This window comes from Rhodopila sp. (assembly GCF_965277165.1).
Lineage (GTDB): Bacteria > Pseudomonadota > Alphaproteobacteria > Acetobacterales > Acetobacteraceae > Rhodopila.
In genome coordinates this window covers 60,953-74,571 of sequence record NZ_CBDICE010000005.1, presented here as the reverse complement: position 1 = coordinate 74,571, position 13,619 = coordinate 60,953, and the positions used below count along the sequence as shown (strand labels likewise).

Sequence of the window (13,619 nt, the reverse complement as noted above, 5' to 3'; positions counted from 1 at the left end):
TGATGCCTACCGTGGTTCTCGCCTCGGGCTCCGCCGGCCAGCAACTGGCCGGCGGGCAGACCGAGTTCGAGGTCGAGGCAACCAATTTCCGCCGCCTGGTGGTCGAACTCAACCGCCGCTTCCCCGGCCTGGGCACCCAGGTCGAGGAAACCATGGCCGTGGCCGTCGATGGCGAGATCTTCCAGGACGCCTATGGCGTGGAACTCAAGCCAGGCAGCGAAATCTATCTGATCCCGAAGATCGGCGGCGGTTAGCGCGGAACCCTTGCAACAAACATTATCCCATCGAAGAAAATAACTCACGCCCAGAGTGAAATAACCTACGCCCAGAGGAACGACATTTACACGATCCGCGTTCATTCTGCGTTAAATAACACTTTCTACGACACCGCATCGACCTCTGCCCGCGCATCGAAGTAGTCAGACGAACAAGCGGATGAACACCGATCCTTCGCGCCCGCTCAGTGTGCCCCAGTATCGATCGGGGCCTGCGCGGCGCAGCAAGCCCGCACTCTTTCCCCGCGTCCCTGAAACGACCCATCAGACCTCCACCACGACGTATTGTTGCTCGACGGTCACCGGAATCGTCTCCGCCACATAGGGTCCCAGCACGACGCGCTGACCCTCGGCGACCTCCACCGCATAGCTGCGCACCGAGATCCTCGACGGATCGCAGAAACTCTGCCCGGTGCGTACATCGAACTCCCAGCCGTGCCACGGGCAGCGCAGGATCTCACCCTTGCGGGAATAACGGTACTCGCCCGGTGCGTCGGACTCGATCAGCCCGGTCAGGATGCCCTCGCACATCGGGCCGCCCTGGTGCGGACAGCGGTTGAACAGTCCAAAAAACTCGCCCCCCAGGTTGAACACCGCGATCTGCCGCCCGCGCACCGTGACCAGCTTGCGCTGCCCCGGGGGGACCTCGGCGACCGTCGCCACGACGTGCTTGCTCATGATCCTGACCCGCCGCGTCAGGCCGCGAAGCGACGGATCGCCTCGGGGTCGAAGCTGAACCCCCAGCCCGGACGATCCGGCACGATGGCCCGCCCCTCGGCGTCGAGTTCGATCCGCTCGCGATAGATCGTCTCGAACCAAGGCATATGCTCCAGGTAGTATCCGCCGGGCATCGAGGCCAGCAACGGCAGGCTCATTTCAGAGAACAGATGCGATGCGCACGGCACATGGAACGCCTCGCACAAATGCCCAGCCTTGAGGAATTCAGTCGCTCCGCCCATGCGCTGCAAGTCCGGCATCACCACATCGGCCGCACCCGCTTGCAGCATCGCCAGCACGCCGCGATGGGTATAGACTGTTTCACCCGAAGCAATCGGCGTATCCAGCGCCGCCCGGATCTCAGCCTCGCCGGCATGGTCATGGCAGATCACAGGTTCCTCGAACCAGGTCAGGTTCAGCTTCTCCATCATGCGCCCAATGCGGATCGCCTGCTTGACGCTCATCTGCTGGTTGGCATCCACCATCAGTGCGATGTCCGGTCCGACCGCCTCGCGCACCGCCGCCACCCTGGCCACCATCCGCTCCGGTTCCATCGGCCCCACGCGAGTCTTGACCGCTCTGAATCCCCGCTCGACAAAGCCGCGAGCCTGCGCCTGCAGCGCATCGATCGAAGAATCCAGCCACAGCCCGCCGCTCGCATAGGTCGGCACTGCGCTCCGGCAGGCCCCGATCAGATGCGCCACGTTCAGCCCGGCAGCCTTGCCGCGCAGGTCCCACAGCGCGTTGTCCACCGCCGCCAGGCCGACGATCGAAACCCCCTCGTAGCCGAGAAAATTCAGCTCCTTCCAGGCGGTCGCGTTCAGCGTGCCGCCGTTGCGCGGGTCCAGCCCGACGACGATGTCAGCCAGTTGGCGGATCATCTCGTGGATCACGCTCAGACGGCGGTTGTTGATCGAGAACACCAATCCCTCGCCGGTCAGCCCCTGGTCGGTGTCGAGGAAAGTCAGCACGCAACCCGCCGAGCGGATGGACCCCAGGATCGTGGTCAGGATCGGCGGATCGATCGGCAGGTGCACCACCTCGGTGCGTAGTCGGGTGATTTTCATCGTGGTGCCTCGTTTGGCTTGAATGGACGGTACCGGGAGACTGCCACGATCCGCCGCCGCGACCCATACGCCGGCAAATCCCCTCGCTGTCCGCCGGGAGACTGTGACCGAAGCCGAGATCGACGGATTGCGCAAAATCGTGATCCGCCAACGACCCAAGTAATACCTGTCGTCACGGGCCGGGATTAACCCTATCTTAACAAACCAGTGCCATCAATCGATCGTGACGCGAAACCACTCTGCCCACCGGAGTGAAGACGGAGCTGCCATGGACGGACCCGATCTGCTTCGGCGGAACGCCGAGCTGGACGCGCTGATCATGACCCAGCGCTTCGATGTCGCGCTGAACAATATCACCCAGGGTATTTGCTTCTTCGACGGCCAACGGCGGCTGATCCTGGCGAACCGCAGCTACGCCGAGATCTACGGCCTCGCGGTCGAAGACGTGCGCCCTGGCATGACACTCCGCGAAATCGTCGACCTTCGCTATGCCGTCGGAGCGTGCGAGGACATAACGCAAGAGGCGTACTGGGCGCGTTGCGACAGGACCCAGGCCAGCAGCGTGAATACTGACAGCATCGCCGCGCTGAAGAACGGCAAGATCATCTCGATCCACCATCGCCCGATGCCCGACAAGGGTTGGGTCGCGACGCACGAGGACATCACCGAACGCCGACGCGCCGAGGAGCGGCTGGCCCACACCGCCAGGCACGACGCGCTGACCGGCCTGCCGAACCGCGTGCTGCTGCGGGAATATCTCGACCGCAACCCGGATCGCCGGCGCGGCGATGGACCGGTCGCGGTGCTGTGCCTCGATCTCGACGGCTTCAAGAATGTCAATGACCGGTTCGGCCATCCGGCCGGTGACGCCCTGCTCTGCGCGGTGGCCGATCGGCTTCGCGCGAACACCCGTCCCGAGGATCTCGTGGTCCGGCTCGGCGGCGATGAGTTCGCGGTGGTGCAAAACGCCCCGGTCCAGCCGGATGATGCGGCAATGCTGGCTGAGCGTCTGATCGAGGAACTCGCCCGACCCTACCCGTTCGGCAACGATGTGATCACCATCGGCACCAGCATCGGCATCGTCTGGGCAGCCGCCGATAACGACGAACTGGGACTGTTGCTCAAGTCCGCCGACCAGGCGCTGTATCGCGCCAAGGCGGCGGGCCGCGGCACATATTGCTTCTTCGCGCCGGAGATGGAATCGGAAGCGAAAAGACGCCATGATCTGGAAGGCGATCTGCGGCGCGCTCTGGCGAACCGCGAGTTCGAGCTGTTCTTTCAACCAATGATCAGCGCGCGAACCCGCGAATTGACCGGTTTCGAGGCCTTGCTGCGCTGGCGCCATCCGGTGCGCGGACTGCTCCGGCCGGCCGAGTTCATCCCGCTCTGTGAGGAAACCGGCATCATCACCCCACTGGGCGACTGGGTTCTACAGGAAGCCTGTGCGCAAGCCGCGCGATGGAGTTCCGAGGTTCCCGTCGCGGTCAACCTGTCGCCGGCGCAGTTCGACGACGGCAGCGTGGTGTCGGCGGTCAAACGCGCGCTGGCGATCTCCGGGCTGCCGTCGCGGCGGCTGGAGCTGGAAATAACCGAAACCGTTCTGCTCCGCCAAACCCCGGGCACGACCGCCATGATGCAGCAACTGCGCGACCTCGGACTCCGGTTCGCGCTGGATGATTTCGGCACCGGGTATTCGTCGATCGGCTATTTGCGGTGCTTTCCGTTTGACCGGATCAAGATCGACAAATCCTTCATCATGGATCTTGGCGCCGACCCTAGCGCTCGGGTGATTGTGCAGGCGATCGTCGTACTGTGCCGCGGGCTAGGAATGTCAGTGACCGCGGAAGGCGTCGAGACGGCGGAGCAGGACGCGATCGTTTGTGCCGAAGGCTGTGACGTGATGCAGGGTTTTCTGTTCAGCGCGCCGCAGCCGGAGGCAAAGGTGCCCGAGATGCTGGCGCGATTCGCCTCGGCCATGGTCATCGCCTGAACAGCAACCGCCGCCCGTCAGCGCGCGATCACCTCGGTTGCGCGGCCTATTCGGACGCGGGGTTGGTGGTATCCGCCGCCGGTTTATCCGCTGCTTTGTCCTCGGCCGGCTTGGCCGCCGCATCCGCCGCCGGGTGGTCGGAAACCGTCTCCGGCCGCACCGGCGCGCTCTTCATGATCGCCCCGGTCATCGGGATGAAGAACACGCCAATATCGCGCCGCGAGTGAATCTTGCCCGCCGCGTCCTTGGTATAGACGTACAGCACCTGGCCGCGCTTGAACGGCTGCCCGATCGGAATCACCAGCCGCCCGCCAGCCTTCAACTGCTTGAACAGATCGGGCGGCGCAAACGTCGCCGCGCAGGTCACGATGATGGTGTCGAACCCGCCGCCGACCTCCGGCCAGCCGTAATAGCCGTCGCCCACCCTGGTGTGGACGTTGCTATACCCCAGCGGAGCGAAGATCTTGCCCACCGCCTTGCCCAGCGGCTCGATGATCTCGATCGAGTAGGCGGTCTGCACGATGCGCGACAGCAGACTGCTCTGGAATCCGCTGCCGGTGCCGATCTCCAGCGTGACGTCGCCTGGCTTCGGCTTGCAAACCTGAGTCATGTAGGCCTGCCCCAGATAGTCCGACAGCGCCGACCCGTAACCCAGGCCCCACGGCTTGGGATCTTCCTCGTAGGCGTCACCCGGCGTGGCCCGATGGTCGGGATAGTCGTAGTGGTAATATTCCCGCGGCACCGCCTCGAACGCCGCCATCACCGCCGGATCGGCGGACCCGAGGTGGTCCTTCAGATACAAAGCGATCCGCTGCATCGCCGCAGGCTTGCGCGCCTGGATGGCATCGAACTGGGCATCGGTCAGGCTGACCGGGCGGCCGGACTGGCGCATCGCCTGTTCGTAGGCCGCGCGCGTCCAGACCGGCGCCGCGCGCCCGGCGCCGACCGGCAATACCGCGGCCGAGGCGACGGCGGAGATCACTCCGCGGCGGGTGATGGTGCTGCGATATCGTGCCAAACCGATCTCTTCCTCCCCGATCTCTTACTCATCGCCGGAAATGCCACCAGGGCGATGGCATAGAGCGCCGCCGCGCATAACAGAACCCTGCTGAACCCGGCCGAACGCGCAATCAGATTCGCCAGCGGGGTGGCAACCACGGAAAACGCCCCGTTCAGCCCCCACGCCCAGGGCAATAGCCCGCCTGACCCCACCTGGTTTAGTCCCAGCGGAAACGGCAACCCCAAGGCCACCGAAACCGGCGCTATCAGCATAAGCAACAACCCCGACCGCAGCAGCAGTGGCCAGGTCAACGTAGCCATCATCAACGGCTGCAGCAACGCCAGCACCGCCGCGCACCACGCCAACACCACCGCCGCCACGATCACCATCGCGTGCAGCTTGCGGTCGATGAACCGCTCCGACAACAGGCTGCCAAGACCGGAAAACAGCAGCATGCCGGTAAGCACCACGGCGAACCCGTCGGTCCGATCGCCCAGCCAGAAGCTGGCCTTCTCGATCAGGTAGATCTCGATGAACAGAAACCCCAGCGCCAAGGCCGGGAAGTACACCACCGCCCGCACCATCCCGGTTTTCGCCGCGCGAATCCGCCCCGGCGCGGCCAGCGGCACCAGCAACACCAGCCCGGCGAGCACCACTGCTTGGGCCAGTACCGCCAGGTTGACCAGCGCGCCCACCTCCGCCTGCGGCAAAATCTCCAGCCGCTTCAGGATCGTGCCGATGCGGTCCAGCCGCAGCGCGGCATAGAAGAATGGCCGGTCCAGCGTGATCGGCGACAGGTTGAACTGCTGCCCCGACGCCGAGGCCTGTCCCGACAGCACCGCCTGCGCCTCGTCGGAGATCGCATCGTCCGGCCCTCCCGACTCCACCTCACCCTTGTCGAAAGAAACCGCCGGCAAGTCATTGTAAATATTCGCACGCGCCTTGGCCACGTCGAGTCCGGGATACCACGACATGTCAAACGAGCGGTCATCGCAGAACTTGCGGGCAGCGGCGATCCTTGCCTGGCTCCAGCCCTCGCGCGCGATCAGGATACGAACATCCCAGGCCGATCGATAGACCATGACGTGTGCCGCCGGATCATCGATTCCGGACGCCAGCAGCGCCGCCCGCACCGTGGCCAGCATGCGCAGCGCATAGACCGGGAAATCGCGGATCGAGACCGGGACCGACACCATTCCGCCCGGCGCCAACGCGCGCAAATAGGCCACCAACGCCTCGCGGCTGAACGCCGTCGCGTTAGTCTCCGCTGCATCCAGGAAGTCCGCCGAAAGATCGATCACATCGTATCGTCCGCCGGCGGCGCCGCCCAGCGGCGCGGACCCGACCACGCGGACGTTCGGCGCTGCCCGCAGCGGCATCACCGGACCCAGCCCGTGCCGCATGATACGCAGCAGTTCCGGCTCCGGCTCCAGGACGCGCACCTGCGCGGCACCCAGTCGCAACGCCTCGGCGACGCGAAACCCGCCTGACCCCCCGGCCAGCAACACCGTGGCGTGCGGCGCCAGTTGATACGGCAGCGCGTCCAGCGCCGCCGCCGCGTAGTCCGACCGGATCGGCTGCCGCCGCGGCAGCGCCGCGATCCGATTGCCGTCGCGATACAGCCCGTAGCTGCGCGGCGGACCCGCAACGCCCATCATGGCGGCATTGTTGGAAATGTCGGTGTCAAGCCGTTCGGTGAAGTCGTCGAGCAACGCGTAATCGCCCCGAGGGGTGTTCACCGAGGCGATAATTTTTGCATTCGGCGTATGAAGTGGAGCGTAGATCGCCTTGAAATCATTATAAGTCGCCTGGTCGTCCAACAGCAGAACTGCCTCGGCCGCACCGAGCGCCAAAATCGCCGCCAGTAGCGCTTTCGCCCGATACGAAGCACCGGCAAACCCCGCCGCCAGCGCCAGTGGCAACAGCAGCAGCGGCACCAGGGTAAACCCCTGCACCAGATACATCGCCCCGAGCACGCTGGCCGCCCCGGCGCCGGCGCCTGTCAGGTCGGACGCATACACCCGCCCGATGCGATCGGCATGGCGCACGAAACACAGGCTGATGAACAACCCGGCCAGAAAGAAAAACGGCAACAACGCCACATAATACAGGCCGATGTTCCAAACCTGTTGGACCCAGGTCGTGGTATTCTGCAATTGCAACGGGTTGAACGGGTTCGTTGTGGTGAAATGATAGCCGGTCGCTGCCGCCAGCACCAGCACCGCCGGCAACCCAGCCAGCAGCCCCGGCGCACGCCGGGCAAACGCGTCGCGCCAAAGCGCCAGCACCACCCCACTCAGCGCAAAGCCCACCATCACGATGGAAATCACCCAATAGCCATACTCGGACCATTTCGCGATGGCGAAATACCGCGTCAGCGCCGTCTCATACCCGACGGTGGCGAGCGAGACCAAAAACAGCGCGACAAGATTCACGGCCAGACATACCGCTGCAGGAAGCGCTCCATTACCCGGTTAAAGCGCGCCGCATCATCGACGAACAAGGCGTGCCCGGCATCATCGAAAACGTCCATCTCGGTGTTGGGCCGGTGTCGCACAAGGTTCTCGCCTTGCGCAACCCAGCGCGGCCGGATCACGTATAGCAACGGCACCTTGGTGGCATAGACCGCCTCGCGCCAGTACGACCGGGGAACTGGATAGGCCAACAGCCGCCGGCTGGCGGTCTCCGGCGTGTGTAGGGCGTCCTGTGTCAGCCGATCCAGATACCCCGCCGGCGGGGTATGATGAAACATCGCCCGCACGAACGACGCCATTGCCGTCGCATGGTTCGGCGGCGGTCCGCGGCGCGGCGGTCCGGGCCGATACGGCGCCGGCGGCGGCTCCTCGCCCACCGAATTATCCACCAGCACAAGCCCGGCCAGCCAGCGATCGCCGGCGACATGGATCGAGGCCAGCGTATCCAGCACCCCCAGCGACCAGCCGATCACCACCACCGGGGCCGAGTCGAGGTGGCGGATCAGTTCGGCCACGTCGCGCCCGCGCCGCCGCGGCTCATAGCCGGTGGCCGGCACCGCAGAATCGCCCTGCCCGCGTGGGTCGAACGCCACCACACGATAACGCCGGGAAAACGCCTCGATCTGCGGCATCCAGATCCACGCCGGCATGGTCCAGCCGGGAACGAACACCAGGGTGTGGCCGCCGGGCGGGCCGGCCTCCAGGTAGTGTAGCCGAACCCCATCGCTCGACAGGAAGAAGTGGTCGGTGACCCCGGGCGGCAAAGCCGTCCCTTCGGTCCTGAGAGCAGCGACCGAATGCCGCGCCGGAACCGATGCGACTGGCCGCCCCCAGCCGGGGAGCGCCCCCAGGCCGAGCAGCGCAGCCCCCACCACCGCACCGCCGAGCGCCCGCCAGATGGACGAGACGCCCCGGGACGAAACACCCCGCAACGACACGCCCCGCAGCGAGACGCCCCATAGCGGAACACCTAACCGGCACCGACGGATCACCGTCCAACGGCGCAAGCGACTCGGAGTCCGAAAAACCGTGTGAAACATCACCGGCAGAAAGCTCGCAACCATGCACCGCTTACAACCAGCAATTAATCCGTTTCCGCCATTGCCTCGAAACAGCCTCCCGCAGGGAAGCCAGCCTATCCGATACCGGAACGGAATCCGCGGATATTACGGATTACGGACAATGATCCTGCCAACGCGGCGCTTACAACAGCAAATAGATCGCGAACCCGATCAACATCCAGAACGGCACCGAAAGCGACACCGCGATCAGAATGCCTCTCGCCGCCGACCCATCGGTATCGTCAGTCCCGCGAAATTCTGCCGCCAGGTTCGGCCGCGCCGCTGGCAAGTGAAGCGCTCGGGGTTCGACCAGTTCGGTCTCGGCCACATATGTCGCCATCTTCGTTTCCCGCCATAAGGAGACACCGTCCTTGCGGTGTCGACACACTTACCTTACAGCAACAGATGAAAAATCACACAGAAATCTTAACTCAACTAATTGTGATAACGCTTGCGACGGATCCGGTCAATCTGGCAGTTAGGCAAACTGGCTTCCAGTGCTGCCGAAGCCGCCCGAGTCGCGCTCGGTCCTGCTCAAGGTATCGACCTCGCGCCATTCAGCGTGACTGACAGGCGCCAGCACAGCCTGGGCGATGCGCGCACCACGCTCGACCACGAACGCCTTAGCCCCGGTATTCAGCAGGATGACCGCGATCTCGCCACGATAATCCTCGTCGATGGTACCCGGCGTGTTTGGCAGCGTGATGCCATGGCGGAGCGCAAGACCTGACCGAGGCCGAATCTGCAACTCATAGCCAGCAGGCAACGCGATAGTCAGCCCGGTCGGGACCAGCACGCGCTGGCCCGGCCCGACAATCACCGAGTCCTGCACCGCGGCGATCAGGTCCATGCCGGCAGCCCCGGCCGTGGCATAGGACGGCAGCGGCAACCCCTCGGCATGCGGCAGGCGGCGAACTTCAACCGGGATCGACATCTACTCACTGTGCCGTGCTCGCCTATCCCGGCGCAAGCGCCGCCCCACCGGTTGCCGCCCGCAGCGCCGCCTGACCGCCGCCGCCGGCTCAGGCCGATCCGCGCAACAGACCGATGCCTGCAACGATCGCCTGGCGCTTGTCCAGCGCAAACCGCTCGGTTTCGTCCTGCAGCCTCGACAGGCCCTGCCAAAGCTCGCCCCACGCGTCCAGCGGGCGCAGCCCGACCAGCCGCTGCTGATCCGGATCCGCCCGCCCCCGCGCCGCCTCCCGCACCGCCGCCGCCACCCCTGCGCGCAATAGGTCCATGAAGGTCGAAAACCCGGTCTCGCTGCGCCCCAGCAGGTCGGCGATCTCATACCCGCGAGACACCGGCACCCCCGGCAACTCAGCCAGCAGCCTATCCACCAGCGAGGCGATCCTCAGCCCCTCAGCCTCCGCCAGCATGATCGCCCGCCCCGGCGAGCCCTCGGCCAGGGTAATCAGCCGCCCCCGCTGATCCGCCTCCAGCCGAGGCAACCGCTCGGCCAGCAACCCCGCCATCTCAATATCGGCCAGCGGCGCCAACCGCAGCCGCCGGCAGCGGCTGCGAATCGTTGCCAGCAGCCGCCCCGGAGCCGAACACACCAGCAACAGCATCGCTCGCGGCGGCGGCTCCTCCAGGATTTTCAATAGCGCGTTGGCCGAGGCCTGATTCAGCTCCTCGGCACCATCGACCACCACGACCCGCCAGCCGCCCTCGGCCGGCGTCAGCGACATGAAACCGTTGATCTTGCGCACATCGTCCACCGCGATCTGCGTCTTCATCCGCCGCGTCTTGTCGTTGAACACCCGTTCCACGGTCAGCAGGTCGGCGTGCGAATGCGCCGCCACCCGGCGAAACACCGGCTCGTCCGCATCCAACGCCAGCGAGTCCGCGGCCGGAAGCCCGGCCAGCAGCCGCCGAGCAAAGCGATACGCCAGGGTCGCCTTGCCCACCCCCTCGGGCCCGGTGATCAGCCAGGCATGGTGCATGCGACCGGTGCGGATGGCATCCACCATCTCCGCCTCGGCATCGGCGTGACCAAACAATACCGGGTTGGCACGGGGTTCAGCGAACGACATGCGGCGTTCTATCGCGGCAACCCGCCAAGCGGAACGCTCAACTGTACGCGGGCCGGCGCGACGCCTGACGCCCTTGCCGCGTTACCGCCGGATGGCGGACAGCATGCCCCAATCCCCAGCCGAGCGGACACCGCTGCAACAGATCATCGCCGCGCTGCCCGAGGGTGTCATCATCGTCAACCACGAAAAGACGATCGAATGGGCGAACCAGGCCGCGCTCGACATGCACGCTGTCCACTCGGTCATCGAACTGGGCGGCACGATCGCCGGCTACCAGGCGCGATTCGAACTGCGCTACCGCGACCGCCAGTTGCTGCCGGCGGATGAATATCCCATGCACCGCGTCCTCGCCGGCGAAACCTTCACCGACCTGGTGGTGGAGGTGATTCGCCCGGGCAACAAGCAACGCCACGGCATCCACCGCATCCGCAGCCTGGTGCTGACCGATCCGCGACAACGCCCCGACTGCCTGGCTTTGATCATCGACGACGAGACCCCGCAGTTCGACGCCGAGGATCGCTTCGAGCGCGCATTCCAGGCCAATCCTGCCCCAGCCATCATCGCTCGCCTGTCGGACATGCGCTACGTCAAAGTCAACCAGGGTTTCCTGGAACTGACTGGCTATCCGCAGGACGCCTTGATCGGACGCTCAGTCCACGAAATCCACGTGCTGGATGGCGCGCTGCGTCGCGACCTGGCAATCGAGCGCCTGCACGCCGGGTCCACCATCCCGCAGATGGAGGCCCATCTGCGAGTCGCCAACGGCGCCTCGAAGATGGTGATCGTCGCCGGTCAGCCGCTGGAGATCGGCGACGAGGACTGCATGCTGTTCACCTTCGCCGACCTGCACCCACGCAAGCAGGCGGAAGACGCACTGCGCCAGAGCGAACATCGTTTCTCGGTTGCCTTCCGCATGGCGCCCGGCCCGATGGCCATCATCGCCCGCGACAGCCTGCGCCTGCTCGACGTCAATGACGCCTTCACCGCCGCCACCGGCTGGCGGCGCGAGGAAATCATCGGCCGCGCCGAGGCCGAACTCCGACTGTGGGGCAGCGGCGCGGCACGCGATGAACTGGTTGGCCTGATCCAGCAGACCGGCCATCTGCGCCCCACCGATATCACCTGCCGGATGAAGGACGGCCGCACCGCCGACTTCCTGCTGTCGGCCGATACCGTCGCCATCGGCGACGAACACTGCGTGCTGAGCGTGATGCTCGACATCACCGAACGCAAGCAGACCGAGGCGGAACTGTTGGCCGCGATCGAGGCGGTGATGCAGGACACCTCCTGGTTCGGCCAGAAAATCGTCGAGAAACTCGCCAGCCTCACCCGGCACGGCACATCCGAAAGCCCCGGTCCGAAGGTCAGCGACCTGACCCCCCGCGCGCGCGACGTGCTTGGTCTGGTCGCCCAGGGACTGTCCGACGACGTGATCGCCGCCCGCATCGGCATCAGCCGAAACACCGTACGCAATCACGTGTCCGCGATCTATCGCGCGCTCGGCGTGCAAAAGCGCAGCGCCCTCGTCGTCTGGGCCCGCGAGCGCGGACTTGGCGCGCAGGAAAAACCCAAGTTAAAGCAAAGCCGAACCCGGGTCCGCTGATCGGTGCCATGCGCAATGTCATGGTCGCCTAGTGCGTTTTGACTACTCACACGCTGCCCAAATCGCCGCTTTCTATTTGATTTAACAGCCGAACCTGTCCCGTTGCACGGAGTTATCGCCGCATGCAACGCTGCCTTTCACCGGCGTTGTGGCACCACTTCGTATCGGCCTCATCGCGGCGCGGGCAGCCACAACGTCCGCGCCGCCGCCAACCAGGAGGGAAATCATGTCTATCGTTGCTTGGCTAATACTGGGACTCATCGCCGGCTTCATCGGCAGCAAAATCGTCAACTCATCCGGTGAGGGGTTGCTGCTCGACATCGTGCTCGGCGTTGTCGGGGCGATCGTCGGCGGCTTCCTGTTCTCGCTGGTCGGGGCAGCCCCGGTCACCGGGCTCAACATCTACAGCCTGGTGGTCGCGGTGATCGGCTCGATCGTGGTGCTGGTTATCTATCACGCGATCACTGGCCGTAGCCGCACCGTGCTATAATAGATATGCCGCGCCCACCCGGGGCGCGGCAGTCCATTTCGCTGAAATAACTGATTACCGACGTCCACGTGGCTGCGATCCGCGGCGGCCTGTCCTATCGCTGAAGGCCGCAACCGCGCGCGCCGGCACCGCCATGCAGGCCCTCAATACATCACATCCCCGCCGTTCGGCGACAGCGTCGCGCCGACAAAGAAGCCGCCCTCCGGCCCGGCCAGCAGCAGGGCTGTTTCCGCGATCTCCTCAGGCCGGCCGAACCGCCCAGCCGGCAAGGCGTCGATGAACGCCTGGCGATCCGCCGGGTCCATCGTCGCGGTCAGATCGGTGTCGATCGGCCCCGGCGCGATGGAATTGACCCGAACTCCCTTCGGCGCCGCCTCCCACGCCAGCGCCCGGGTCATTCCCATGATGGCGGCCTTGGCGGCGGAGTAGGGCGCCGAATTGACCGCCCCCTTCAGACCGCGCTGCGAGGCGATATTGATGATGCAGCCATGCCCGCGCGCCGCCATCGCCGGATACACCGCCTGCGCCATGAAGAACATGCCCTTCAGATGGACATCGACGATGCGGTCGAACTCGGCCTCGGTATAGGCCTCGAACGGCTTGCGAATGTTCATCCCGGCATTGTTGAACAGGATATCGATCGCACCGAGGCCGGCGGCCGTCTCGGCGGCGAACGCTCGGGTAGCAGCAATATCGGCGACATCGACCGAGCGATGCATCACCCGGCGCCCCAGCGCTCGGATTTCGCCCGCGGTGGCTTCGGCCTTCGCCCCGTCGTCCAGGTGGCAGAACGCGATATCGGCACCCTGCTGGGCGAACAACAGCGCCGTGGCTCTGCCGATGCCGCGCGATCCGCCAGTGATCAGCGCGATCTGGCTGTGCAACTTCATTCTGCATGTCTCCTGC

At 65.3% G+C, this 13,619-nt stretch carries 13 protein-coding genes; 4 read left to right on the top strand and 9 right to left on the bottom strand.

Annotation, left to right across the window (positions count from 1 at the left end; all coding sequences use genetic code 11):
* Window positions 1-2: 2 nt before the first annotated feature.
* Window positions 3-254, top strand: a complete 252-nt coding sequence (locus tag ACQY4Y_RS00720) for a MoaD/ThiS family protein (protein WP_428488658.1) — start codon at window positions 3-5, stop codon at window positions 252-254.
* A gap of 285 nt (window positions 255-539) precedes the next feature.
* On the opposite strand, the gene ACQY4Y_RS00715 is transcribed toward ACQY4Y_RS00720, so the two are convergent.
* Together ACQY4Y_RS00715 and ACQY4Y_RS00710 are read right to left on the bottom strand one after the other, a co-directional pair.
* A complete protein-coding gene (locus ACQY4Y_RS00715; protein WP_428488657.1) occupies window positions 540-953 on the bottom strand; it encodes a Rieske (2Fe-2S) protein in 414 nt (137 codons plus the stop codon).
* 17 nt (window positions 954-970) lie between these two features.
* Window positions 971-2,059, bottom strand: coding sequence for a mandelate racemase/muconate lactonizing enzyme family protein (locus tag ACQY4Y_RS00710; protein WP_428488656.1), 1,089 nt, complete (start codon window positions 2,057-2,059; stop codon window positions 971-973).
* A gap of 268 nt (window positions 2,060-2,327) precedes the next feature.
* On the opposite strand from ACQY4Y_RS00710, the gene ACQY4Y_RS00705 reads away from it, so the two are divergent.
* On the top strand, window positions 2,328-4,049 hold the full coding sequence (locus tag ACQY4Y_RS00705; protein ID WP_428488655.1) for a putative bifunctional diguanylate cyclase/phosphodiesterase: 1,722 nt from the start codon (window positions 2,328-2,330) through the stop codon (window positions 4,047-4,049).
* A 46-nt stretch (window positions 4,050-4,095) separates the two neighbouring features.
* Here the strand turns inward: ACQY4Y_RS00705 and ACQY4Y_RS00700 are convergent, their stop codons facing one another.
* The 6 genes from ACQY4Y_RS00700 to ACQY4Y_RS00675 all read right to left on the bottom strand — a co-directional run bounded on the left by ACQY4Y_RS00700 (window position 4,096) and on the right by ACQY4Y_RS00675 (window position 10,620).
* A complete protein-coding gene (locus ACQY4Y_RS00700; protein WP_428488654.1) occupies window positions 4,096-5,067 on the bottom strand; it encodes a protein-L-isoaspartate O-methyltransferase family protein in 972 nt (323 codons plus the stop codon).
* Window positions 5,028-7,484 carry a hypothetical protein gene (locus tag ACQY4Y_RS00695; RefSeq protein WP_428488653.1) on the bottom strand — a complete coding sequence of 819 codons (2,457 nt, stop codon included), beginning with the start codon at window positions 7,482-7,484 and terminating at the stop codon, window positions 5,028-5,030. The genes ACQY4Y_RS00700 and ACQY4Y_RS00695 overlap by 40 nt, the downstream gene beginning before the upstream one ends.
* The gene (locus tag ACQY4Y_RS00690; RefSeq protein WP_428488652.1) at window positions 7,481-8,530 is read right to left on the bottom strand and encodes an alpha/beta fold hydrolase; all 1,050 of its coding nucleotides are present in this window, start codon (window positions 8,528-8,530) and stop codon (window positions 7,481-7,483) included. The genes ACQY4Y_RS00695 and ACQY4Y_RS00690 overlap by 4 nt, the downstream gene beginning before the upstream one ends.
* A gap of 196 nt (window positions 8,531-8,726) precedes the next feature.
* Window positions 8,727-8,924: a hypothetical protein gene (locus ACQY4Y_RS00685; RefSeq protein ID WP_428488651.1), complete on the bottom strand. Its 198-nt coding sequence runs from the start codon at window positions 8,922-8,924 to the stop codon at window positions 8,727-8,729.
* A 138-nt stretch (window positions 8,925-9,062) separates the two neighbouring features.
* Window positions 9,063-9,518, bottom strand: a complete 456-nt coding sequence (dut, locus tag ACQY4Y_RS00680) for a dUTP diphosphatase (RefSeq protein WP_428488650.1) — start codon at window positions 9,516-9,518, stop codon at window positions 9,063-9,065.
* A gap of 88 nt (window positions 9,519-9,606) precedes the next feature.
* Window positions 9,607-10,620, bottom strand: coding sequence for a DNA polymerase III subunit delta' (locus ACQY4Y_RS00675; RefSeq protein WP_428488649.1), 1,014 nt, complete (start codon window positions 10,618-10,620; stop codon window positions 9,607-9,609).
* A gap of 103 nt (window positions 10,621-10,723) precedes the next feature.
* On the opposite strand from ACQY4Y_RS00675, the gene ACQY4Y_RS00670 reads away from it, so the two are divergent.
* Together ACQY4Y_RS00670 and ACQY4Y_RS00665 are read left to right on the top strand one after the other, a co-directional pair.
* Complete coding sequence (locus ACQY4Y_RS00670; protein ID WP_428488648.1) at window positions 10,724-12,223, top strand: PAS domain S-box protein; 1,500 nt, start codon at window positions 10,724-10,726, stop codon at window positions 12,221-12,223.
* 226 nt (window positions 12,224-12,449) lie between these two features.
* Window positions 12,450-12,713, top strand: a complete 264-nt coding sequence (locus tag ACQY4Y_RS00665) for a GlsB/YeaQ/YmgE family stress response membrane protein (protein WP_428488647.1) — start codon at window positions 12,450-12,452, stop codon at window positions 12,711-12,713.
* A gap of 143 nt (window positions 12,714-12,856) precedes the next feature.
* Here the strand turns inward: ACQY4Y_RS00665 and ACQY4Y_RS00660 are convergent, their stop codons facing one another.
* Window positions 12,857-13,603 (bottom strand): SDR family NAD(P)-dependent oxidoreductase, encoded by a 747-nt coding sequence (locus ACQY4Y_RS00660; RefSeq protein WP_428488646.1) that lies wholly within the window; start codon window positions 13,601-13,603, stop codon window positions 12,857-12,859.
* Between the last annotated feature and the right edge of the window lie 16 nt (window positions 13,604-13,619).

Bases quoted from the DNA above. Each gene is read 5' to 3' on its own strand.
- ACQY4Y_RS00720 (WP_428488658.1), top strand. From the start codon at position 3: ATGCCTACCGTGGTTCTCGCCTCGGGCTCCGCCGGCCAGCAACTGGCC.
- ACQY4Y_RS00715 (WP_428488657.1), bottom strand. From the start codon at position 953: ATGAGCAAGCACGTCGTGGCGACGGTCGCCGAGGTCCCCCCGGGGCAG.
- ACQY4Y_RS00710 (WP_428488656.1), bottom strand. From the start codon at position 2,059: ATGAAAATCACCCGACTACGCACCGAGGTGGTGCACCTGCCGATCGAT.
- ACQY4Y_RS00705 (WP_428488655.1), top strand. From the start codon at position 2,328: ATGGACGGACCCGATCTGCTTCGGCGGAACGCCGAGCTGGACGCGCTG.
- ACQY4Y_RS00685 (WP_428488651.1), bottom strand. From the start codon at position 8,924: ATGGCGACATATGTGGCCGAGACCGAACTGGTCGAACCCCGAGCGCTT.
- dut (WP_428488650.1), bottom strand. From the start codon at position 9,518: ATGTCGATCCCGGTTGAAGTTCGCCGCCTGCCGCATGCCGAGGGGTTG.
- ACQY4Y_RS00675 (WP_428488649.1), bottom strand. From the start codon at position 10,620: ATGTCGTTCGCTGAACCCCGTGCCAACCCGGTATTGTTTGGTCACGCC.
- ACQY4Y_RS00670 (WP_428488648.1), top strand. From the start codon at position 10,724: ATGCCCCAATCCCCAGCCGAGCGGACACCGCTGCAACAGATCATCGCC.
- ACQY4Y_RS00665 (WP_428488647.1), top strand. From the start codon at position 12,450: ATGTCTATCGTTGCTTGGCTAATACTGGGACTCATCGCCGGCTTCATC.
- ACQY4Y_RS00660 (WP_428488646.1), bottom strand. From the start codon at position 13,603: ATGAAGTTGCACAGCCAGATCGCGCTGATCACTGGCGGATCGCGCGGC.